The following is a 21,920-nucleotide window of genomic DNA, read 5'->3' on the forward strand; positions in this document are numbered from 1 at the left end:
TCAAACCGGGTTAGGTCGTTTGAACGAATATCATCAAGGCGATAGGCGCTGTGCCATCTCTTCAGCCCTGTGACAGGCGACCTGCCGGCCCTTGTCCATGGTTCGAAGCTCTGGTCGTTCCGCGACGCAGCGCTCGATTGCCAGCGGACAGCGGTCCCGGAAAACGCAGCCGCCTTGTCCATTGAGTGCAATTCCGGTCGCCGGAGCTTTCGCCGGTGGGCGACCGAAACGGGTGATGCTTGGCTCGGCATCTGCAAGTACCTTTGTATAGGGATGATGGGGCTGCTCGAAGACCTCTTGTGCCGGTCCCGTCTCGACCAATCGCCCGCGATACATCACGCCAACTCTATCGGCGATGCAGTCGACGACCGCCAGGTTATGCGTGATGAACAGGAAGGTGACGCCGCGCTTTTCGCGCAGATCCATCAAAAGGTTGAGAACCTGTGCCTGCACCGACAGATCGAGTGCGGAGACGGCTTCGTCCGCGACAACAAGCTTGGGCTCGGTGATCAGAGCACGGGCAATGGCGATGCGCTGTCGCTGACCTCCGGAAAATTCGTGGGGATGGCGATCGGCATGGGCCGCTTCTAGTCCGACGCTTTCGAGCATGTCGGCAACCCGTTCCCGGATTTCCGATTTTTCCGGGCGGCGAGCAAGGACATGCATGGGTTCGGCGATGGTACGACCAACACGGAAGCGTGGATCGAGTGAGCCGAACGGGTCCTGGAATACCATCTGAAAATCTTCACGCTTGGCGGTCAGGTCTTTTTCCGGAAGCGAAAACAGGTCCTGATCGTCAAAGATCACATTGCCAGCGGTTGGTCGATCCAGCGCCATGACGATACGGGCCAGTGTCGATTTTCCGCAGCCGCTCTCGCCGACGATACCGAAGATCTCGCCCTTGTTGATGGTCAGCGTGAAGTCGTCCAGCGCACGGGTGACATGCGGCGTTCCGAACAGGGTGGAACTGGTATAGTCGCGGGTGAGGCGGCGCATATCGAGAAGAGGCTTGGTCACGTTTTTGCTGCCTCCTCTGCCGCCCGTATGCAGCGTACGCCTCTGCCATCGTCAAACCGCGTCCAGGCCGGTTCAGTCGTATGGCAGGCGTCGATGACATCGGGACATCTGTCTGAAAAAACGCAGCCTTGCGGCAGATTGGCAAAACCTGGCACCGTGCCTGCAATGGTCGGCAACCTGCAGCCTTCGGCTGCGCGGTGCGGCACGGAGCTTATCAGGCCGCGTGTATAGGGATTAAGCGGTCGGGTCAGGACATCTGCGGTCTGACCTTCCTCCATGATGCGGCCGGCATACATCACGATGGTCCGGCTGCACATACGGGCTATGACGCCGAGATCGTGGCTCACCAGAATGAGAGACATGCCATATTCGCGCACCAGATCGTCAAGAATATCGAGTATTTCGGCCTGAACGGTCACGTCCAGCGCAGTCGTCGGCTCATCAGCGATCATGACGGACGGCTTCAGCGCGAGAGCAATTGCGATGCCGACACGCTGCCTTTGGCCACCCGACATTTCGTGCGGATAAGTTTCGATACGCTGCTTGGCGTCTGGAATGCGCACCTGCTCCAGGAGGTCTATCGCCTCCATTCGGGCATCCCGCCAGCTTACGCCGCGGTGACAAACCAGCCCCTCGGCGATCTGGTCGCCAATGGTCATCGCCGGGTTGAGGGCTGTCAGCGGTTCCTGGAAGATCATGGCGATGCGGTTGCCGCGAATTTCACAGAGACGGTCTTCATCGGCATCGGCGAGGTTTTCGCCCTCAAAGATGATGCGTCCGCTCGTCCGTCCGACGGGCGGTAGAAGTCCCATGAGCGAGAGAGACAGCAGTGATTTTCCAGATCCGCTCTCGCCGACAATGCCCAGCGTTTCGCCGGATCTCAGGTCGAAGCTCACCTCGTTGAGGATGCGCCGTTCGCCACCTTGCGGAAGACGAATACCGACCGAGAGGTCTTCGACGCTGAGCAGGGGGTGGGTCGTCATGCGCGGCCCTTTCCCTTGGGGTCGAGCAGATCGCGCAAGCCGTCGCCCAACATGTTGAAACCGAAGACGGTCAGCGCGATGGCAAGCCCCGGCAATATGGCAAGCCAGGGGGCCGGACCAAGATAAGTTTGGGCTTCGGCCAGCATGCGCCCCCAGGTGGGGGCCGGGGGTGCCATGCCGAGGCCCAGGAAGCTGAGACCTGCTTCGGTGAGTATGGCAAGGCCGAGCTGGATCGTGGCCTGCACGATGATCTGGTTGGAGATATTCGGCAGCACATGCTCAACCGTGATCAGCACCTTGCCCTTGCCCGCGCCGCGCGCTGCGAGAATGTAGTCCCGTGACCAGATCTGTGATGACGCACTGGCCGTAACGCGGGCAAATACGGGGATCATGAACACCGCAATTGCGATGATCGCCGTCAGGCGCCCACCACCCATCAACGCGCCGAGCATCATGGCCGACAGGATAGGCGGGATTGCGAAGACAACATCGTTGATGCGCATGATGACGGCTTCCAACCAGCCGCGTCGTGCGGCAGCCGCCATGCCGAGAATGGATCCGACTGTGCCACCCAGGAAGACAGCCGCGGCCGAGGTGGAGAGCGAATTCCATGCGCCGACCATCAGTCGGGACAGGAGATCGCGGCCGAACTGATCGGTGCCAAGAAGGCCAAAGGCCAATGGTGGCTTCAGTTTCTGGACGATCTGCATCTTCGACGGCGACAGAGGCGTCCACACCAGCGACAGCAGGGCTGCTCCCACTAAAAGCGTGATCAGTGTTGTGCCGATGGCGAGGTTCGGATTGCGCAAAAATGCGCGTGGCAGGCGGGCAAGAACTGATCCGGTCATTGGCCACGGCCCCGCATTCTCGGGTCAAGCAACAGGTAGGTCATGTCGACGAGGAAATTCATAATGATCACGAGACCTGCGAAAAACAGCACCACGTCCTGCATGACGATGATGTCGCGCTGGTTCAGCGCCTGATAGGCAAGGCGACCCAGACCCGGAAGGTTGAAGACGTTCTCAATCAGGATCGCGCCAGCGATCAGGAAGGTAAACTGCAGGCCGAGAATGGTGACAATCGGGACGAGCGCGTTGCGCACGGCATGTCGCCAGAGCGCCACGCGTCGGCTCACGCCCTTGGCGCGTGCGGTGCGCACGAAGTCCTCGTTGATGACCTCTAGCACAGACGATCGCGTTACGCGCGTCAGCACGCCGGCTTGGGGAAGGGCGAGGGCAATTGCCGGAAGTAAAAGCGCCCGCAGCCCATTTAAAATGCCTCGATCCCAACCGGGGAAGCCACCGGCGGGAAACCAGTCCAGCGAGATGGAGAAGACCAGGATCAGGATGAGAGCAACCCAGAAACCGGGAAGGGCTATAAAGAGTTGCGAGAACACACCTGCCGTGAAGTCGAAGGCGCCGTTGCGACGGCTGGCGGAGATGACGCCCAGCGGGATGGCGATGACGATGGACAGAAGCACGGCCATGACGGCAAGCGGTAGCGTGACCACCAGCCGGTCGGCGATGAGGCCAGCGACCGGAACGCCATAGGTGTAGGACTTTCCCAGGTCACCGCTCGCAACACCGAGCAACCATTGCAGATAGCGTAGCACGACGGGTTGATCGAGCCCCAGTTCGCGACGAAGGGCGTCCAGTGTTTCCGGGCTTGCGGATGTACCCAGCATGATGGCTGCGGGATCGCCCGGCAGCACGTTCATCACCAGAAATATAAGGGCCGAGACCGCCGCTAATGTCAGCAGAAGACTGCCGCAACGACGGAGAATGAGAGCGGGCATTGCTGGCTTCCTACGATGCCTTCCGTCGAGAAGACATGGAACTCACCTTATCGAATGCTGGTCGGCCGCCGGGCGCAATGCAGGCAGCCGACCGGCATCATCAATCTTCCCAGTAGACGTTCTTCAAAACGTTGGACGGGATCGGTTCATTTTCCCAAAGCCCCTGGATCTTCTTGTTCCAGACACCGAGTTTGGGCATCACGAACAGATAGAGGGCCGGCACATCTTCGGCGAGGATCTGCTGTGCCTTGCCGTAGAGCTTGTTCTGCTCCTCGGTATCGGTGGTCGCCTGGATCTTGTCGAGGATATCGTTGAACTCGGGGTTCTTGTAATTGAAGTAGTATGGGTCACGCGCATAGATATCGAGATCCATGGGCTCGGCATGGGCAACGATTGTCATGTCGTAGTCCGTGCCCTTGAAAACGTCGGCCACCCATTTGGCTGGAAACTCGGTCGGCTCGATATTCATGGTGACGCCGATTTCGGCGAACATGGCCTGCATCACCTGTGCCGAGCGTGGCGCATAGGCCATTTGCGGGGTCTTGATGGTGAATGTGAAGCCGTCGGGATAGCCGGCTTCCGCCAGCAGTTCCTTGGCCTTTTCCGCGTCGTAGGGCAAAACGCCGGTGGTATCGACATAACCCGGATCGTTTGGCGTGTAATGGCTGCCGATCGGCGTGCCATAGCCGGACCATGCGCCCTCCACGACCGTTGCACGATCCACGGCCATCATCAGTGCCTGGCGAACGCGCTTGTCTTCGAACGGCTTGCGGGTATTGTTCATACCGGCAACGACTTTCAACTCGGTATTGCCGATCACTGTCGTGAGGTTTTCATCGCCTTCGAAGCTGTCCATCAGCTCGGGAGCGGCAAACTCCGGAAAGGCGTCTACATCGCCGGACTTCAGCGCTGCGGCTTGTGCCTGGGCATCGTTGATAAAGCGGAACGTTACTTTCTCGAGCTTGGGAAGATTGTCCTTGTCCCAATAGTCGGGGTTGGCTTCCAGCTCGACCTTGTCGCCCTGGGCCCAGTTGACGAATTTGAACGGGCCGGTTCCAATCGGGTTGGTCTTGTCATTTTCGGCGCTCTTGGTGCCGACGATGATCGATGACGGCCAACCGAGCCAGTAGAGAAGGCTGCCGGTGGGCTTGGTAAGCTTGATCACCAGTGTCGATGGATCGACGGCTTCGACACTTTCTATGGTCGAAAAGAAACGCTTCTGCGGATTGACGGAATTCTCGCCGCGCGCGCGGTCGATGGATGCCTTGGCCACATTGGCATCGAAGACTTCGCCATCGTGGAAGGTCACGCCATCCTGCAGCAGAAATGTATAGGTCAAGCCATCTTCGGAAATATCCCAACTTTCTGCGAGCTGGGGAAGAATTGCGCCATCTTCGCTGATCGTGACCAGACCTTCAAAGATGTTCTGCCAAGTCACCTGGCCGATCGCGACAGGGGCCGCAATTGTGGGATCGAGACCGGTTGGCTCGACACTCATGCCGACTGTCAACGTGGTATTGGCGGCGAAAGCCGGCATGCCAATCAGGGTGGCAACGCTTGCAGTCAGCGCGAAGGCCATTCCCTTGAAACGGAATTTGCCCATGGGAGGCAGAAAGGTCATCTCGATATTCCCCTTGTTCAGCGTTTTCATTGTGACGGTGTAACACCGGATAACGCATTTGCGAAAAGACTGGCAGTTTTCTGCTGACCACACAATTGCGAATTTTGTGTTCTCTGTGATGCGAAAATACATGCACTCATCGACCCAGCTCCTCGCGCATGAAGCGGTCAATTGCATCCAGCAGCTTTGCTGCCGCGAAAGATAGCTGTCGATCCGCGGCCACGCACAGGTCGACATACGAGCGTACCGACTTGCCGTCTGCCAGAGGGATAGCAGCCAATTGGCCGGAGCGGCACTCGCGCAATACAGTCAGCGCCGGCAAAAGTGTGACGGCTGCGCCGCGCAGGACCAGTTCCTTTTGCATTTCCAGGGAGGACGTGACGAAGACCGGGTCGAGAGTTTGTCCGGCGGAACGGAACAGAGTATCGAAGGCTTGTCGTGCGCCGAAGGACTGATCGGGTACGGCAAGGGGGAAGGACGACAGTTCGGCGACAGTCAGTTCCTTGAAACGCGCCGCCGGATGGTGGGTTGCCGCGATGACGTCATAAACCACTTCTGCGCGCAGCCTCACCTTGGTGTCGGAAGACTGTTTGGAAAAGAGAGTGACTGCGATATCGGCGGATGCGCTTGCCAAGGCGTCGACGGTTTCGCGGGCGCTTGCAATCGTCACTGTAAAACGGATGGCCGGGAATTTAAGGCTGAATTCGGCGAGGGCCGGTGCCAGCAGATTGGCGACGGTTGCTCCGCTGGCATAGATGCTCACATTGCCGCGCTTCATGCCTTCGAGATCGTCGATCAGCTGGCGCACGTGATCGAGTTCGCGCAACGTCTTGCCCGCTCGATCCGCCAGCAGTTCTCCGGCGGCGGTCAGGCGTACGCCGCGACTGGACCGCTCCAACAATGGGGTGCCGAAGTGATGTTCCAGTTGATCTATGCGGCGCGACAATGCTGTTGGCTGTATGTTCAACCGTTCGGCGGCAGCGCGGATCGAGCGAGTGCGGACCAGTTCGTCGAAATAGAGAAGTGCTCGAATATGCATGTCGCGTCGGTATCCGTCTGTTAAGGCGAATTCAGTATGGGTGCCGTTGGCCCACCTCCCGGGTGGGGACGGTAGTTGCAGTTGCTTCGAACTGCAAACGGGAAGATCGGCTTTCAATGGATCTCGTGGCTAAGGCTTTCTTTCGGCCTCTATTGACCTGGCATTGACGAAGACCGATTTGCCTGCAAACCAGCCGTTGAATGCCACGCCCGAGCCGAGAAACAGGAAGAGTAAGGCGCACCATTCAAACCCGCCGGTCCAGTCGCGGATCAGTCCGACAATCAAGGGCCCGATGGCTGCGAGTATATAGCCAATGCATTGGACCATGCCGGACAGATGCGCTGCCACATGGGAATCACGCGAGCGCAAGACGATCATGGTCATGGCAACCGCAATCAGGCCGCCCTGGCCTATGCCCTGCATGATGGCCCAGAGCCATATCGACCATAGCGGCGCAAACAGCATGCCGATGAGCGCCGTCACGGAAATGATGCAAAGCGTGGTGTTGATGAGGCGCTGATCCTTGCCGCGGACAGCAAGGTGCGGAGCAATAAGACAGGCGCCTGCCTGCACCATAACCGAGATTGACACCACAGCACCGGCAGTCACGCCATCGATGCCGCGTGCGCGCAAGATCGGGACCAGCCAACCAAATACGCAATAGGCCAAAGCCGATTGCAGACCCATGAACAGGGTCACATGCCAGGCGGTACGATCGCGCCAAAGCCCTTCGACCCGGACATTGTTACGACGCGCCTGATCGCCCACGCGCAAAACCTGCGGCAGCCAGATGGCGGCGACGATCAGCGCCGGAAGACCCCAGATTGCCAGCGCTCCAGACAGCGACCCGTCGAGGGCGTGTTCGAGCGGAAGCGTAATGCCGGCTGCAGCCGCAGCACCCGCACACAGCGCCATCGTGTAGAAACCCGTCATCAGCGCGGCATGATGGGGGAAGTCGCGTTTGACCAGACCAGGCAGCAAGACATTGCCAACGGCAATACAGGCGCCTGCCAGTGCCGTTCCCACATAAAGAAGCGAAAGCGAGTTCATTCCGCGAAAGGCAGTGCCAAGACAAATCAAGAGCATGACGCCGAGCAATGTTCTCTCGGTGCCAAAGCGCTGGGCGAACCGGGGTGCCAGCGGCGAGAACAGGCCGAGGCAAAGGACCGGCAGTGTGGTCAGGATACCTGCGCTGAACGGCGTCAGATCGAAAGCGGTTATAATCTCGGGAAGCAGCGCCGAAGCGCTGGAAAACAGCGGGCGCAGATTGAAGGCGATCAGGACGAGGCTGAGGCCAAGGATGAAACGGGCGATTGGACTCTGTCTCACCACTATTCCGGTCGGCGACTTGGCTTCATCGTCGATCCACTGTCTGGAAGCTTCTTCAAAAATGCCACTTGTCGGACTCTCCTGCTCTTTCATGACGATTTCAGGTCGTTGATATTTGTCGGGCTCGGAGCGTCCATTTCGCATTCGCCAACGCATCGGATGCATAAATGAATAGCCAAGCCGGAGTCGCTGGTAAACCAAGCACCCAAAAAAGAGCCCGCAATCAAGCGGGCCCAGTCTGCGGGGAAAGCGGTTGGAAGGTTGATGGCTAGTGGTCAGGCTTGGCCTTTGAACTCGTATGTCTTGATGGACTCCTCCTTCATCTGGATCGAGAAGCCCGGAAGCGACGGCGGCATATAGGCCGCATTCCGGATTACACAGGGATCGATGAAGTGTTCATGCAGGTGGTCGACGAATTCGATCACGCGACCGTCCTTGGTGCCCGATACCGCGACATAGTCGATCATCGACAGATGCTGCACATATTCGCATAGGCCGACGCCGCCGGCATGGGGCCAGACGGGAAGGCCGTATTTGGCGGCCATCAGCAGAACGGCCAGTACCTCGTTCAGCCCGCCCATGCGGCAGCTGTCTATCTGCACGATGTCGATGGCGCCGCCTGCGATCATCTGCTTGAAGACGATGCGGTTCTGGCACATCTCGCCGGTTGCCACCTTGACCGGCGCGACCGCGTCGCGAATTGCCTTGTGGCCGGCAATGTCATCGGGGCTGGTCGGCTCTTCGATGAAGAAGGGTTTGTAGGCCGAAAGCTCCCTGATCCAGTCGATGGCCACACCGACATCCCAGACCTGATTGGCATCGATCATCATATAGCGGTCGTCGCCAATCACTTCGCGGGCGATGCGCAGACGGCGTTTGTCGTCTTCGAGGTCGCGGCCTACTTTCATCTTGATGTGGGTAAAACCCTGGTCGACCGCTTCCTGGCAAAGACGGCGCAGCTTTTCGTCGTCATAGCCAAGCCAGCCAGCCGAGGTCGTGTAGCAGGCATAGCCTTCCCTTTCGAGGATGGCTATGCGCTCCGCCTTTCCGGGCTCGGCTTTCTTCAGGATCGCTAGCGCCTCGTCCGGGGTCAGGGCATCGGTCAGGTAGCGGAAGTCGACAATGGAGACGATTTCTTCCGGGGTCATGTCGGCGACGAGACGCCAGACCGGTTTACCGGCTTCCTTGGCCAGCATGTCCCAGACGGCGTTGACGACGGCACCTATTGCCAGATGCATGGCACCCTTGTCCGGACCGATCCAGCGCAACTGGCTGTCACCGGTGATGTGGCGCCAGAAGCGGCCTGGATTTTCCTTGACCCATGCCAGATCGAGCCCCACGACGAGATGCTCCAAAGCCCGGATGGCCGCGCAGCAGATTTCGTTGCCGCGTCCGATGGTGAATGTCAGGCCGTGGCCTTCGATACCGTCCTTGTCCGAGCCCAGAATAACATAGGCAGCCGAATAGTCCGGATCCGGGTTCATCGCATCGGAGCCATCAAGGCTCTGGGAGGTCGGAAAGCGCAGGTCTAGTGCCTGCAGACTTGTGATCTTCGTCATGTTGCTCGCTCTGGCGCGTGGGTTAGCTGTCGGCCCGGAAGGTCTGCTTCTGGGTGCCCAAGCCTTCGATACCGAGTTCGACGACGTCGCCGGCCTTGAGGTAGCGCTGTGGTTTCATGCCCATGCCGACGCCCGGAGGTGTGCCGGTGGAGATGACGTCGCCCGGCTGCAGGGACATGAACTGCGATAGATAGGAGACGACGTGGGCAATGCCATAGACCATGGTCTTCGACGATCCGTCCTGCATCTTTTCGCCATTGACCGTCAGCCACATGCCCAGGTTCAGCGGATCGGCAATCTCGTCCTTGGTCACCAGCCATGGGCCGATGGGGCCGAACGTGTCGCAGGACTTGCCCTTGGTCCACTGTCCGGCGCGCTCGGTCTGGAAGCCGCGCTCCGAGACGTCATGCGAGACGCAGTAACCGGCGACATAATCCAGAGCGTCAGCTTCAGATACATATTTGGCTGTCTTGCCGATCACGACGCCAAGCTCGACTTCCCAGTCGGTCTTTTCCGAGCCGCGCGGGATCAGCACGTCATCATTCGGTCCGCAAATGGCGGAGGTGGCCTTCATGAAGATCACCGGTTCTGGCGGAACGGTCGCGCCCGTTTCGGCAGCGTGGTCGGAATAGTTGAGGCCGATGCAAATGAACTTACCGGTGCCGGCGACGCAGGCGCCGATGCGGTCTTCGGTCAGTTCTGGCAGCGACTTGGGATCGAGTGCTGCAATCTTTGCCAGACCTTCCGGCGAAATCGCGGTGCCGCCAATATCGTCAACGTGAGCGGAAAGATCGCGGATCTTGCCGTCGGCATCGAGGAGTGCAGGCTTTTCCTGGCCGAGCGGGCCTACGCGCATGAGTTTCATAAGAGTATTCCTTTCGAAGTGTCAGATGGTCCAGCCGCCGTCGATGGCATAGGCTTGGCCGGACGTATAGGTGGCGCCGGCGAGATAGACCGCGAGATCTGCGATCTCTTCCGGTGTGCCAAGACGGCCCATGGGCTGGCGTGCAATGAAGGCTGCGCGGGCGGTGTCATAGTCACCCTGGGCGCGCATGCGTTCCTGCAGCGACGGGCTTTCTACCGTGCCGGGGCAGATTGCGTTGCATCGGATGCCCTGTGTCACATAGTCGGCGGCAACGGATTTGGTGAGGCCGATGACGGCAGCCTTGGTGACGGTATAGGCGCAACGGTTCGGTACGCCCTTGGTGCTGGATGCCACGGATGCCATGTTGATGATCGATCCGTCACCACGGGCGATCATGCCGGGCAGCACCGCGCGAATGGTGCGCATCATGGCGCGAACATTGAGCTCAAAGGCGAAGTCGAGATCCTTGTCGTCCATATCGAGCACGGTGCCGCCGTGGACGACGCCCGCGCAATTGAACAGCACGTCGACGTCGCCGAAGGCCTGTATGACGCTCTGGACTTCGTCGCCGTCCAGCACATTGAGCTTTGCGGTTTGGATCGATGCTGAACCGGCGTCCTCGGCAAGACTTTCCAGCGCTGCCTCGTTGATATCGGTTGCCAACACAGTTGCGCCGGCTGCGGCAAATGCCAAGGCGCTCGCCTTGCCAATGCCCTGACCGGCGGCAGTCACCACGACTTTCTTCTTCACGAGAGAAGCCATAATGGTATTTCCTCCTGGGTTGTCATGTTGTCAGACCACTAGGGGTGACGGACGATAATTTGAATGTGATCGGCCATCCGCACAAGCGCATTTCCGCCAATTTGTGACCTGTTTTCCGCGAATAATACTCTCTGCGACCGTCTTCATGACGGCCGTGCCGCAAGGGGGGTGGCCGGTGCAGCGCTCGATTCGTAAAGCGCCTCGACCAGCGCCATGGTCATCCAGGCGTCCTCGACAGAAGAGACAAGCTCGCTGTCTTCTCCGTTGGCAAAGCGCTGCAGGTTTGCCATGCGACCGACAAAGGCATCCGGGAACCAAGTGCCATTAAGTGGCACAGTGACCCACTCGGATCCGTCTTTGGGGTAAATCTCGAGAATGTCCGGCTCGCCGCGGGGATAGTCCAGGTTGACGCCGAGTTGCACATAGGCTGCACCTTGCGTGCCGGACACGCGGAATTCGCAGGCTTGATGGCGCCGGCCAAACTTGTGATCGTGATTGATCGACACTGCGCAGCGTACGCGCTCACCATAATCCAGGATCGCTGTCGTGCGCGTCTGCGCCATCTCGTGGTTGGGATGACCAATCGATTTCGCATGCACACCCGCCGGATCTCCCAGCACCTGGCGGATCACGTCGAGATAATGGATCGAATGCATGGCGATTTCGATACGCGGCAAGCCTTCGAGAAATGCCCAGAGCGACCAGGGTGTGTCGAGGGCCAGATAAACGTCGAAATCGACGACTTCTCCGAGCATGCCCTTGGCAATCGCGTCCTTCAGCGCCAGCATCATCGGGGCGAAGCGTAGCTGGAAATTGACGGCTGCCTTGAGCTTCTTGTTGCGGCAGGTCGTCAGGATTTCGGTGGCAGCAGCAATATCCGCTCCCATTGGCTTCTGGACCAGAACAGGTGCGCCGTCGGGTAGGGCAGATAACACTCTGGCATGAGCCGCGGGGGGAATTGCGAGGTCAAAAACAGCGTCTTTGACGGATACGGCTTCTTCCACTGTTTTGTAGGCAGTCACATCCCACGTGTCTGCCAGTGCTTTGGCCTTATCGAAATCCGGATCATAGAGTCCAGCAATTGGAAATCCGCCTTTTCGGTACGCCGGAAAATGGGCATCGCTGACGATCGAGCCAGCGCCGAAGGTGACGATTGGGCGCGGGCTCGTGGGCAGCGACCAGGCTTGGGTGAGGGTGGTCGGGTCAAAGGTCATTTGGCATCTCGATCATGGGAGCATGGGACCGTCTGGCTTTCCAGACGTCGGATGGAGTCACTCATGGAAAAATACCTCCGGCATCCGAGCCCACCACTCGCCATTCTGGCGCGTCGATAGTGCTTCCTGACAGGGGATACAGACTGACCACCATTCCTGGGTTTTCGGGTCGGCAGCCATCTTTGCCATATCGGCGTCGTAGTCGGTGCCGTGATATTCGAAGAACGAGAAGAGCAGGTTTTCCGGCTCTTTCAGGAAGATCGAATAGTTCTTGATGTTGCAGGCCGAGATCATCGCCAGTACCTCGGGCCACACATCCGCATGCAGTCTCTTATACTCTTCGATTTTTTCCGGCCTTACGCCGATCACCATCCCGATGCGCTGCATCACTTTCTCCCTTAATGAATGTCCCGGTTGAATTCCGGGATCGAGCGTTTTGCAATCGCATCCCAGTCCCACTCGATGCCGAGGCCGGGTGTGGAAGGGGCGAGTGCCATTCCGTTTTCGATCACCAGCCTGGATGTCGTGATGTCGTCGAGTTGCGGAATATATTCGACATATTTGCCGTTCGGTACGGCGCAGGTAAGGCTGACATGCAGCTCCATGAGGAAGTGCGGGCAGATCGGCATATCGAAGGCCTCTGCTGTATGCGCGACCTTCAACCAGGGTGTAATGCCGCCGATGCGACCTGCATCCACCTGCACGATCGAACAGGCACCCTTCTGCATGTATTCGCGGAAGTGGCGGATGGAATAGAGTGATTCGCCGACGGCGACCGGTGTCGAGGTCGAACGGTTCAGACGCACGTGTCCGTCGATATCATCGGCGGCAATCGGCTCCTCCAGCCAAGCCAGATCAAGGTCGCGCAGGCGGTCTGCACGTCGGATGGCCTCGTCTATCGTAAAGCCCTGATTGGCATCGGTCATGATCTCGTAGCCGTCTCCGACAGCCTTGCGCACGGCCGAAAGACGGGCAACGTCATCAGCGCCATGCGGTTTGCCGATCTTGACCTTGGAGCCTTTGAAGCCCTTGGCCTTTGCTTCCAGGGCATCCTCGACCAGTGCTTCGGTGGGGATATGAAGCCAGCCGCCCTCGGTGGTGTAGAGCGCGCAGCGATCCCTGGCACCACCGGCCAGTTTCCACAGCGGGATATCTTGCTTGCGGGCGCGCAGGTCCCACAGTGCGGTATCGATGGCCGCCAGCGCAATGGAGGTGATGGCGCCAATGGTGGTTGCATGGGTGGCAAATTCAAGCTCGTGCCAGATGGCCTCGATCTGGTCTGCATCCTTGCCGATCAGGCGCGGCACGAGGTGATCGGCGAGAAGCCGCATCACCGATGAACCACCGGTGCCGATGGTATAGCTGTAGCCGGTGCCGGTTGCGCCGTCGCTGTCGGTAATCGTCACAAGCGGCGTTTCCTGGCTGACGAAACTCTGGATCGCGTCGGTGCGGACGACCTTCGGTTTCAGGTCTACCATGCGGATTTCAATGCGCTCGATCTTGGCCATCTCACCTCCCGAATGACGTCACGTCTGCATTCTCACAGACAACGAGATGCCGTGGGCCTTCGCGCATTAGCGCGATGGGGTCGGTATGAAATCCACTGACATTGCAGCGGGGGTGCTGGCTGAGCGAGCTCACGACAATAGGCCGGCTGTGACGCCGGTCATCAAGCGGTTCATGATTTCCTCCCAAATCACTATGCACTGGCCTCATGAAGGAGGCGTATATTCATATACAAACTCTTTATTCATTGGTCGTCAAGCTCAGGTTGATGAGAGACCCGAGTTCTGCGTATATGAAGCAGATTATTCACTGAAGGACATCTCCCTTGACGGATGATGACAACGACCGCTACCGCGCCCCAGCACTGGACAAGGGGCTGGATATTCTGGAGCTTCTGGCGGCTGTCGACGGCGGGCTGACGCAGGCGGAGATCGCCAAGCGGCTTGATCGCAGTCCGAACGAATTTTACCGCATGCTCGACCGGCTTGTTCGCCGCGGCTATGTCACCCGTATCGATGGGGACCGTTTTACTTTGACGCTAAAGCTCTTCGGCCTTGCACAACTCCATGCGCCGGTGCGCAGACTGGTGTCCTTTGCTGTGCCGTTGATGCGGGATCTGGCTGAAGCCTCTCGCCAGGCCAATCAGCTTTGTGTCTTTGATCGCGGTTATCCGGTTGTCATTGCCCAGCAGGAGGCGCCCGGATACTGGGGCATTTCCATCCGTGTCGGTTCACGCATCAGCCTTTTCGATACCGGGTCAGGACATGTTCTGCTTGCATTCCGTTCCAGGGAAGAGCGGGAGATGATGATTGCCGAAAACCTGGGAGACAGCGGCGATCAGCACCATATCACGCCCGAATTTATTGCCCGCCTCGATCAGATCCGCGAACGCGGATACGAGATGATGCCGAGTGCGCAGACGGCGGGTGTGATCAATCTGTCTGCGCCTGTTCTGGGAGCCGATGGCAAGGCGGTTGCCGCTGTGACCGTGCCCTATATCACCCTGATCAATTCACCTGGCGCACCGGACATCACCACAGCGATCCAGCTGGTTTCCCAGACCACACGCAAGCTCTCGGAAATGACCGGATCGAATTTCGGCACGAATGCATGACGAAGACGATGTCAGTTCGTATTTGAATAGCTGATTTTTCTGTGGCAGTTTCGCCGCGCCTGGAGGAAGCCGCATGATTATCGATACCCATCTTCACCTCATCTACCGCGACCGTCTGTCCTACCCCTGGCTCGCGGATGTGCCGCCACTTGATGCCGATTTCACCTATGACATCTATCATCGGGAGGCGCGGCGGCTGGGTGTCGCCGCAGCGCTGCACATGGAGGTGGATGTCGCACCCGAACAGATCGAGGCCGAGACTGTGGTGATCGGCGGGATTGCCGGTGAAGATGGATGCCTGTTGCGCGGTACCATTGCTGCGTGTCGTCCTGAAGAGGATGGATTTGCCGACTACCTGCTTCGACAGCAGGCCAACCCTTTCATCAAAGGGTTCCGCCGCGTTCTGCATGTGATGCCCGACGACCTGTCGGAAGGCGCGCTTTTTCGTGAGAACATCAAACGTCTCGCCGGTACCGGATTAACCTTCGACCTTTGCGTCAAACCACATCAGCTGGACAAGGCAATTGCTCTTGTCGATCTGGCGCCGGATGTGTCCTTCATCCTCGATCATTGCGGCGTACCGGATATAAAGAGTGGCGCTTTCTACGTCTGGAAGAAACCCCTCGCGGAAATTGCACAGCGTAAGAACGTGACGGTAAAGCTCTCGGGCATTGCAGCCTATGGCGCGGATGACTGGACGCTGGAGGATCTCAAACCTTACTTCTCCCACGTCACAGAAAGCTTCGGCTTTGACCGTATGGTCTGGGGCAGCGACTGGCCGGTGTGCACACTCGGCGGCGGGCTTTCCACATGGATCGGCGCCACCCACGCGCTTCTCTCTGGTGTCAGTCTTGAGGACAAGGCTTGCGTGCTCTCCGGCAACGCCATGCGCATCTGGAAATTGCCAAAAGAGATCAAGGCCGCGTCTTGATCGCGGCCTTTGGCGTTTTCAGAATGTGCCTTCGCAATTAGGCTCGGGCTTCCTGCAAAAGCTTGAAGCTGGAATCGGCAAGTCCCTTGAAGCCGCCGTCGATCATATAAGTGAAGCCGGCACCTGGATCTGCTGCGCGTTGCGCATCGCTGTAGCCCTGCCATGCGCTCGTCACCAGCATCTTGTCCAGTTTCTTGCCGACGAAGCAGGGGCAGCTTGTCTGGGCTGCCTGCAATTCGTAAGTGCCGACAAGAGTTCCGTCCGGTGCAAATCCGGATACCGAGCCACCACCCCAGGCAGCATTCCACAGCACTCCATTTGCGTCGACGACCGAGCCATCGTAATGCCCACCGAGCGGCAGGCTGGGTTCCTGCAGGAATATCTCCGGCTCTCCGATCGGCATGCCGGTCTGCGGATCGAGCGGAATGCGCCAGACGGTGTTGATCGCGGTGTCTGAATAATAGCCTGTTCGGCCATCGGGGGAGAAGCAGATGGAATTGGGAATGGTGACCTTGCGCACGATCGGCTTCAGATCCTGCCCATCGAAGATATAGATGGTGCCAGCCTGCCATTCGGCATTCTTTCCCATGGTCCCGATCCACAACTTGCCGGACGGGTGGACGCGCCCGTCATTGGAGCGATTGCCGGGATTGTCTGCTTCCATGGGCGTCAGCAAGGACAAGGCGCCGGTTGAACGCATACGAAGATAGATGCCGTCTTCCGCAGCCATCAACTGACGGTCGTCATCGACGCGCGCAAGGACAGACGCCATGACCGGCAGATCGTGGGAAATTATCTCTCCGGTTTCGAAACGGTGCTCCCACAGCGTCTTGCCGGTAATGTCGAACCAGAAAGCCGTGTCTGTCGAGACGTCATAGGACGGCCCTTCGCCAAGGTGGCAGGACGGGGCCGGCAGCTTGTGTGTATTGGCGGTGATGATGGTCACGATGTCTCTCCTCCCGCAGGCTGAGTTGGCGCCCAGACTGCAAACACTTCGTGCTTCGTCTCCGGCATTCCCGTCTTAGCGCAGCCTGCTTATTAGTATGTATGCTGCGCGTCAACGGGAGCCGTCTTTTGTTCGCTCCTTCGTATGGGATAGGCGCGTTATCTTTGCTTGTTCTTGTTGTAGACGTCGAAAATGACGGCTGCGAGCAGAACCAGGCCCTTGATCATCTGCTGGTAGTCGATACCGATGCCCATGATCGACATGCCGTTGTTCAGCACGCCCATGAGGAATGCACCGACGACGGCGCCGATGATTGTGCCGACGCCACCGGACATCGAAGCGCCGCCGATGAAGACGGCCGCGATTACGTCGAGTTCGAGCGCAAAGCCCGCTTTCGGTGTTGCCGTGTTCAAGCGCGCTGCGAAGACCAGGCCTGCCGCTGCGGCCAGCACGCCCATATTGGCGAAGGCAAGGAATGTCAGCCGTTCGGTCTTGATGCCGGACAGCTTGGCTGCCTTTTCGTTGCCGCCAAGCGCGTAGACGCGGCGACCGATCACGGTGCTGGAGGTGATGAAGGCATAAATGACCGTCAGCACGCCCATGGTGATCAGAACGTTCGGCAAACCGCGGAATGTCGACAGCTTATAGGTGATGAAGATCAGGGCCGCTGCGACGATCAGGTTGCGGGCGACGAAGAAAACGCCGGGTTCATCCTCGATGCCATATGCCTTGTTGCGGGAACGCTGGCGCATGCCCATCCACAAAATGGTGGCGGCGGTGACGACACCGGCTGCGAGCGCCAGCACATTGACTTTGCGGGCGTCGAACACCTCGGCCAGTGCCGCGCCAATGCCAGCAGGAAAGATGTCGGGAACGAAGCCGTTCGCCAGAAGCTGGAATTCGCTCGGGAAGGGGCCGACGGACTGGCCCGCCAGCAGCCATAGCGACAAACCGCGGAAGACAAGCATGCCGGCAAGCGTGACGATGAAAGAGGGGATGCGCCAATAGGCCACCCAATAGCCCTGCGCGGCGCCAATAACACCGCCGACAACAAGGCAGACCACGATGGTGAGCAGAACCGGCAAGTGGTAATTGACGATCATGACCGCTGCGAGCGCGCCGACAAAACCCATCACAGAACCGACCGAAAGGTCGATATTGCCCGACACGATGACAATCAACATGCCGAGCGCCATGATGATGATGTAGCTGTTCTGCAGCAGCAGATTGGTCACGTTGACGGCACGCAACAGCGTGCCATCTGTGACTATCTGGAAGAACACCATAATGACAATCAGTGCCAGCAGAAGCCCGTATTCACGCAAGTGAGAGGCGAGATAGGCGCCAATCCCTTCGCGCGGTGTTTCTGCTGCTGAGTTCTTACTCGTACCGAGTTCCATCGCCGCTATTCCTTATTCGTTGACGATGAGAGACATGATGCGCTCCTGACTGGCCTCTTTGGCTGTCAGTTCTCCAACTAGCGCACCCTCGCTCATGACGTAAATTCGATCGCACATGCCCAGCAGTTCGGGCATCTCCGATGAGATCACGACCACGCCTTTGCCCTGCGCGGCCAGATCATTGATGATGGTGTAGATTTCATATTTCGCGCCGACATCGATGCCGCGCGTCGGTTCGTCAAGGATCAGTACCTCCGGCGATGTGAAAAGCCACTTTGCCAGCACAACCTTCTGCTGATTGCCGCCAGACAGATTGACGACCTTCTGGAAGACCGACGGCGTGCGGGTGGCCAGTGCCTCGCGATACTGTTCGGCGATCCGGGTTTCCTCGTTGCGGTTCAGCACGCCGTTGGACGATACGTCTTCCAGATTGGCGAGCGTGGTGTTGAAGCGAATGTCTTCGTCCAGCACGAGGCCCAGAGACTTGCGATCCTCCGTGACGTAGGAAATGCCGGCCTTGATGGCGCGGTCGACAGTGGAGACATCGATCGGTTGTCCCTTGAGCTTCACGTCGCCGGAGATGTTGCGGCCGTAGGACTTGCCGAAAATCGACATGGCCAGCTCGGTGCGGCCGGAACCCATCAAGCCTGCGATGCCCACGACTTCGCCGGCGCGGACATTGAAGGAGGCATTCTTGATGACTTGCCGGTCGCTGTGCTCCGGATGCCAGGCATTCCAGTTGTTGACTTCGAGAAGCACTTCGGCCGGCACTCGGTTGTGCTCGGGAAAACGGTTGGTCATGTCGCGACCGACCATGTCGTGGACAATCTTGTCTTCGCTGAGCCCTGCCTTCGCATCCAGTGTGGAGACACTCGAACCGTCACGAATGATGGTCACGGTATCGGCGACGTAGCGCACTTCATTGAGCTTGTGGGAAATGATGATGGAGGTAACGCCCTGCGCCTTCAGCTCGAGCATCAGGTCCAGCAGCTTGCGGCTGTCGTTTTCCTGCAGCGAGGCTGTCGGCTCATCCAGGATGAGAAGCTTCACGTCTTTGGAAAGCGCCTTGGCAATTTCGACGAGCTGCTGTTTGCCGACGCCGATCTTTTCGACGACGGTGGTCGGTGGCTCTCTCAGACCAACCTTGGCCAGCAGGTCTTCCGCGCGCTGGTTGGTCTCGTGCCAGTCAATTACACCCTTGCCGGCCCGTTCATTGCCGAGAAATATGTTCTCGGCGATGGAAAGCTGCGGCACAAGGGCCAGTTCCTGGTGAATGATGATGATGCCGCGATCTTCGCTGTCGCGAATGTTGCGGAACTGCGCTAGTGCACCGTCGTAGAAGATCTCGCCGTCATAACTTCCGGCGGGATAAACGCCGGACAGGACCTTCATCAATGTCGATTTGCCTGCGCCGTTTTCGCCGCAAATCGCATGGATTTCGCCTTCTTCGACTTTGAGGTTCACCTGATTCAGGGCTTTGACACCCGGAAATTCCTTGGTGATCTGCCGCATTTCGAGAAGAGTGGCCATCTTGTTGCTCTGACATATTCTGTTTTGTGAAAATGGCGTGGCCGGGTCGTGACCGGGCATGGCGCTCTCGCCGGGCGTGCCGGCGAGAGGCTTGTGTCAGATGTCCAGACTTATTGGACCTGATCCTTGGTGTAGTAACCGCTGTCGATCAGGATCTTTTCCCAGTTGCTCTTGTCGACCGAAACCGGCTCGAGCAGGTAGGATGGGACAACCTTGACGCCGTTGTCGTAGGTCTTGGTGTCGTTGATCTCAGGCTCGGTGCCTTCCAGCAGAGCATTGACCATGCCGACGGTGACGCGAGCAAGTTCGCGCGTGTCCTTGAAGACCGTGGAATACTGTTCGCCAGCCAGGATCGACTTGACCGAAGGTACTTCTGCGTCCTGACCGGTGACGATCGGCATTTTCATGTCGCCGGAACCATAACCTACGCCCTTGAGCGAAGACAGGATGCCGATGGACAGGCCGTCATAAGGGGACAGCACTCCGTGGACCTGCTTGTTGGTATAGTTGGCCGAAAGCAGGTTATCCATGCGGGCCTGGGCGACTGCGCCGTCCCAGCGAAGCGTACCGACCTTGTCCATGCCAACCTGACCGGACTGGATGACGATGTCGCCGGAGTCGATCATCGGCTGGAGAACGCTCATGGCGCCGTTGTAGAAGAAGAAGGCATTGTTGTCGTCCGGCGAACCGCCGAAGAGTTCAACATTCCATGGCTTCTGGTCGGGGAAACGTTCTTTCAGACCAGAGACCAGCGAGGATGCCTGCTGTACGCCAACCTTGAAGTTGTCGAATGTGGCGTAGTAGTCAACGTTGCCGCTGTCGCGGATCAGGCGGTCATAGGCAATGACCTTGATGCCGGCGGCGGCAGCGTTTTCCAGAGCGTTGGACAGTGTCGTGCCGTCGATTGCGGCGATAACCAGCACGTCTGCACCCTTGGTGATCATGTTTTCGATCTGGGCGAGCTGGTTAGGGATATCGTCTTCGGCATACTGAAGGTCGGTCGTATAGCCGGCAGCCTTGAACTGTTCGACCATCGAATTGCCGTCTGAAATCCAGCGAGCCGATGATTTGGTCGGCATTGCAATGCCGACGGATCCCTTGTCCTGCGCGTAGGCCGGCGCAGACAGAAGCCCCGCGCCGAGCGCAAGCGAGGCCAGTACGGAAATCAAATTCCTCATTGAGTAACTCCTCCCGAGTTAGCAAATTGCACCTGCCGGTCTCCCTCCGGACAACCCAGGTGCTAACAACTGTGGATCCGTTAATGATCCTGCCGCAACGTTAAATAGGGTTGGACTTGCATTTCAATTGTTTTGATTGACAATATGCATACCAAAATTGGTAAGCTCTTATATGCAAAATCTATCTAGTAGACTACAAATTCGTGATTTACGCCTCATCCAGGCGATCCATGACAGTGGGCAGTTGGCAATGGCGGCGGAACAGTTGGCCATGACCCAACCGGCCGCATCGCGGCTTTTGGCTTCGATTGAACGCACGGTGGGTTCCCCACTTTTTGTGCGCCATCCGAAAGGCATGATCGCCACCGCGATGGGTGAGGTACTCTCCCGCGGAGCGGATAACCTTCTGAATACACTAGAAGAATCTCTGCGTGAGGCGCATGCGGTGGAACTTGGACGCGCGGGCACTGCCCGCGTCGGCGCGGTTACCGGCGGTGCGGTCGCATTCGTGGTGCCGGCAATCCAGCAACTCAAAAAGACCGCAGCCCTGTCCGATATTCATATCGATGTGGCGCCGAGTGACGTGTTGATCGACGGTTTGCTGCGCGGCCAATATGACTTCGTGTTGTCACGCATACCCTCAGGTATTGACGCACGCCTTTTCACGGTTCGGAGGGGCCGGGTTGAGATTTTGGAGTTTCTGGTTCGCAAAGACCATCCGCTCGCCAGCCAGCAGAAGGTGCCGCTCGCTGCGCTGACGGTGCATGAGTGGCTTATCCAACCTCGTCAGTCGCCAATGCGCCAGGCCGTCGACGAAGCCTTTATGGCGCGGCAGATCCCGTTGCCCCAGGAGATCGTCAACACGACCTCGCTCCTGGTGATGATATCTTATCTGACATCGACGGATGCGATCGCGCCGATCACTCGTGAAGTGGCCGACCTTTTGCGCTCTGGCAAGATCGATTGCGGTCTTGTTTCTCTGGATGTCGATGATCAGATCATCGTCAATCCGTATCACTTGATCACCCGCCGGAACCAGGCGCTGGGGCCGCTCGCTGTTCAGCTTCGCGACCTGGTGTTTCAGCGTCTGGCCGGGGAGGTGAGTGAACCCGGGCTATAACGTCGCGTCGG

20 protein-coding genes are annotated in these 21,920 nt (G+C 58.5%); 3 read left to right on the plus strand and 17 right to left on the minus strand.

Going from position 1 to position 21,920, the window contains the following annotated elements; translation table 11 throughout:
• Positions 1–33: 33 nt before the first annotated feature.
• The 13 genes from ACWPM9_RS03895 to ACWPM9_RS03955 form a co-directional block, all read right to left on the minus strand.
• Positions 34–1,017: an ABC transporter ATP-binding protein gene (locus tag ACWPM9_RS03895; RefSeq protein ID WP_484756822.1), complete on the minus strand. Its 984-nt coding sequence runs from the start codon at positions 1,015–1,017 to the stop codon at positions 34–36.
• Positions 1,014–2,000: an ABC transporter ATP-binding protein gene (locus ACWPM9_RS03900; RefSeq protein ID WP_484756823.1), complete on the minus strand. Its 987-nt coding sequence runs from the start codon at positions 1,998–2,000 to the stop codon at positions 1,014–1,016. The genes ACWPM9_RS03895 and ACWPM9_RS03900 overlap by 4 nt, the downstream gene beginning before the upstream one ends.
• On the minus strand, positions 1,997–2,848 hold the full coding sequence (locus ACWPM9_RS03905; RefSeq protein ID WP_428187638.1) for an ABC transporter permease: 852 nt from the start codon (positions 2,846–2,848) through the stop codon (positions 1,997–1,999). Before ACWPM9_RS03905 ends, ACWPM9_RS03900 begins: the two co-directional genes overlap by 4 nt.
• Positions 2,845–3,795: an ABC transporter permease gene (locus tag ACWPM9_RS03910; protein ID WP_484756824.1), complete on the minus strand. Its 951-nt coding sequence runs from the start codon at positions 3,793–3,795 to the stop codon at positions 2,845–2,847. Before ACWPM9_RS03910 ends, ACWPM9_RS03905 begins: the two co-directional genes overlap by 4 nt.
• 100 nt (positions 3,796–3,895) lie before the next feature.
• Positions 3,896–5,374: an ABC transporter substrate-binding protein gene (locus tag ACWPM9_RS03915; RefSeq protein WP_484757591.1), complete on the minus strand. Its 1,479-nt coding sequence runs from the start codon at positions 5,372–5,374 to the stop codon at positions 3,896–3,898.
• Positions 5,375–5,552: 178 nt separating this feature from the next.
• Positions 5,553–6,455, minus strand: coding sequence for a LysR family transcriptional regulator (locus ACWPM9_RS03920; RefSeq protein WP_428187640.1), 903 nt, complete (start codon positions 6,453–6,455; stop codon positions 5,553–5,555).
• A 129-nt stretch (positions 6,456–6,584) separates the two neighbouring features.
• Complete coding sequence (locus ACWPM9_RS03925; protein WP_484756825.1) at positions 6,585–7,877, minus strand: CynX/NimT family MFS transporter; 1,293 nt, start codon at positions 7,875–7,877, stop codon at positions 6,585–6,587.
• 182 nt (positions 7,878–8,059) lie between these two features.
• Positions 8,060–9,343 carry an L-fuconate dehydratase gene (locus ACWPM9_RS03930; RefSeq protein WP_484756826.1) on the minus strand — a complete coding sequence of 428 codons (1,284 nt, stop codon included), beginning with the start codon at positions 9,341–9,343 and terminating at the stop codon, positions 8,060–8,062.
• Positions 9,344–9,365: 22 nt separating this feature from the next.
• Positions 9,366–10,208 (minus strand): fumarylacetoacetate hydrolase family protein, encoded by an 843-nt coding sequence (locus ACWPM9_RS03935; protein WP_428187643.1) that lies wholly within the window; start codon positions 10,206–10,208, stop codon positions 9,366–9,368.
• Positions 10,209–10,229: 21 nt separating this feature from the next.
• Positions 10,230–10,970, minus strand: coding sequence for an SDR family oxidoreductase (locus ACWPM9_RS03940; RefSeq protein WP_484756827.1), 741 nt, complete (start codon positions 10,968–10,970; stop codon positions 10,230–10,232).
• 143 nt (positions 10,971–11,113) lie between these two features.
• Complete coding sequence (locus ACWPM9_RS03945) at positions 11,114–12,184, minus strand: Gfo/Idh/MocA family protein (RefSeq protein ID WP_484756828.1); 1,071 nt, start codon at positions 12,182–12,184, stop codon at positions 11,114–11,116.
• Positions 12,185–12,241: 57 nt separating this feature from the next.
• Positions 12,242–12,571 carry an L-rhamnose mutarotase gene (locus tag ACWPM9_RS03950; RefSeq protein WP_428187646.1) on the minus strand — a complete coding sequence of 110 codons (330 nt, stop codon included), beginning with the start codon at positions 12,569–12,571 and terminating at the stop codon, positions 12,242–12,244.
• A gap of 11 nt (positions 12,572–12,582) precedes the next feature.
• Positions 12,583–13,692 carry a mandelate racemase/muconate lactonizing enzyme family protein gene (locus tag ACWPM9_RS03955; RefSeq protein WP_484756829.1) on the minus strand — a complete coding sequence of 370 codons (1,110 nt, stop codon included), beginning with the start codon at positions 13,690–13,692 and terminating at the stop codon, positions 12,583–12,585.
• Between the two features lie 323 nt (positions 13,693–14,015).
• Between ACWPM9_RS03955 and ACWPM9_RS03960 the strand changes: the two genes are divergently transcribed.
• Both ACWPM9_RS03960 and ACWPM9_RS03965 read left to right on the plus strand, forming a co-directional pair.
• Complete coding sequence (locus ACWPM9_RS03960) at positions 14,016–14,804, plus strand: IclR family transcriptional regulator (protein ID WP_484756830.1); 789 nt, start codon at positions 14,016–14,018, stop codon at positions 14,802–14,804.
• A 73-nt stretch (positions 14,805–14,877) separates the two neighbouring features.
• Positions 14,878–15,735: an amidohydrolase family protein gene (locus ACWPM9_RS03965; protein WP_484756831.1), complete on the plus strand. Its 858-nt coding sequence runs from the start codon at positions 14,878–14,880 to the stop codon at positions 15,733–15,735.
• Positions 15,736–15,772: 37 nt separating this feature from the next.
• Here ACWPM9_RS03965 and ACWPM9_RS03970 read toward each other — a convergent pair whose 3' ends face one another.
• The 4 genes from ACWPM9_RS03970 to chvE all read right to left on the minus strand — a co-directional run bounded on the left by ACWPM9_RS03970 (position 15,773) and on the right by chvE (position 20,789).
• A complete protein-coding gene (locus ACWPM9_RS03970; RefSeq protein ID WP_484756832.1) occupies positions 15,773–16,681 on the minus strand; it encodes an SMP-30/gluconolactonase/LRE family protein in 909 nt (302 codons plus the stop codon).
• Positions 16,682–16,839: 158 nt separating this feature from the next.
• On the minus strand, positions 16,840–18,081 hold the full coding sequence (gene mmsB / locus ACWPM9_RS03975; RefSeq protein ID WP_428187651.1) for a multiple monosaccharide ABC transporter permease: 1,242 nt from the start codon (positions 18,079–18,081) through the stop codon (positions 16,840–16,842).
• A 12-nt stretch (positions 18,082–18,093) separates the two neighbouring features.
• Positions 18,094–19,611, minus strand: coding sequence for a multiple monosaccharide ABC transporter ATP-binding protein (mmsA, locus tag ACWPM9_RS03980; protein ID WP_484756833.1), 1,518 nt, complete (start codon positions 19,609–19,611; stop codon positions 18,094–18,096).
• 110 nt (positions 19,612–19,721) lie between these two features.
• Positions 19,722–20,789, minus strand: coding sequence for a multiple monosaccharide ABC transporter substrate-binding protein (gene chvE / locus ACWPM9_RS03985; RefSeq protein ID WP_428187653.1), 1,068 nt, complete (start codon positions 20,787–20,789; stop codon positions 19,722–19,724).
• A 172-nt stretch (positions 20,790–20,961) separates the two neighbouring features.
• On the opposite strand from chvE, the gene ACWPM9_RS03990 reads away from it, so the two are divergent.
• Positions 20,962–21,909: a LysR family transcriptional regulator gene (locus ACWPM9_RS03990; RefSeq protein WP_484756834.1), complete on the plus strand. Its 948-nt coding sequence runs from the start codon at positions 20,962–20,964 to the stop codon at positions 21,907–21,909.
• Positions 21,910–21,920 lie beyond the last annotated feature (11 nt).

It is taken from the genome of Agrobacterium sp. H141 (assembly GCF_057158725.1).

Bases quoted from the DNA above. Each gene is read 5' to 3' on its own strand.
- mmsB (WP_428187651.1), bottom strand. From the start codon at position 18,081: ATGGAACTCGGTACGAGTAAGAACTCAGCAGCAGAAACACCGCGCGAA.
- ACWPM9_RS03945 (WP_484756828.1), bottom strand. From the start codon at position 12,184: ATGACCTTTGACCCGACCACCCTCACCCAAGCCTGGTCGCTGCCCACG.
- ACWPM9_RS03920 (WP_428187640.1), bottom strand. From the start codon at position 6,455: ATGCATATTCGAGCACTTCTCTATTTCGACGAACTGGTCCGCACTCGC.
- ACWPM9_RS03930 (WP_484756826.1), bottom strand. From the start codon at position 9,343: ATGACGAAGATCACAAGTCTGCAGGCACTAGACCTGCGCTTTCCGACC.
- ACWPM9_RS03990 (WP_484756834.1), top strand. From the start codon at position 20,962: ATGCAAAATCTATCTAGTAGACTACAAATTCGTGATTTACGCCTCATC.
- ACWPM9_RS03955 (WP_484756829.1), bottom strand. From the start codon at position 13,692: ATGGCCAAGATCGAGCGCATTGAAATCCGCATGGTAGACCTGAAACCG.
- ACWPM9_RS03935 (WP_428187643.1), bottom strand. From the start codon at position 10,208: ATGAAACTCATGCGCGTAGGCCCGCTCGGCCAGGAAAAGCCTGCACTC.
- ACWPM9_RS03915 (WP_484757591.1), bottom strand. From the start codon at position 5,374: ATGGCCTTCGCGCTGACTGCAAGCGTTGCCACCCTGATTGGCATGCCG.
- ACWPM9_RS03940 (WP_484756827.1), bottom strand. From the start codon at position 10,970: ATGGCTTCTCTCGTGAAGAAGAAAGTCGTGGTGACTGCCGCCGGTCAG.
- ACWPM9_RS03900 (WP_484756823.1), bottom strand. From the start codon at position 2,000: ATGACGACCCACCCCCTGCTCAGCGTCGAAGACCTCTCGGTCGGTATT.
- ACWPM9_RS03925 (WP_484756825.1), bottom strand. From the start codon at position 7,877: ATGAAAGAGCAGGAGAGTCCGACAAGTGGCATTTTTGAAGAAGCTTCC.
- ACWPM9_RS03965 (WP_484756831.1), top strand. From the start codon at position 14,878: ATGATTATCGATACCCATCTTCACCTCATCTACCGCGACCGTCTGTCC.
- chvE (WP_428187653.1), bottom strand. From the start codon at position 20,789: ATGAGGAATTTGATTTCCGTACTGGCCTCGCTTGCGCTCGGCGCGGGG.
- ACWPM9_RS03950 (WP_428187646.1), bottom strand. From the start codon at position 12,571: ATGCAGCGCATCGGGATGGTGATCGGCGTAAGGCCGGAAAAAATCGAA.
- mmsA (WP_484756833.1), bottom strand. From the start codon at position 19,611: ATGGCCACTCTTCTCGAAATGCGGCAGATCACCAAGGAATTTCCGGGT.
- ACWPM9_RS03910 (WP_484756824.1), bottom strand. From the start codon at position 3,795: ATGCCCGCTCTCATTCTCCGTCGTTGCGGCAGTCTTCTGCTGACATTA.
- ACWPM9_RS03905 (WP_428187638.1), bottom strand. From the start codon at position 2,848: ATGACCGGATCAGTTCTTGCCCGCCTGCCACGCGCATTTTTGCGCAAT.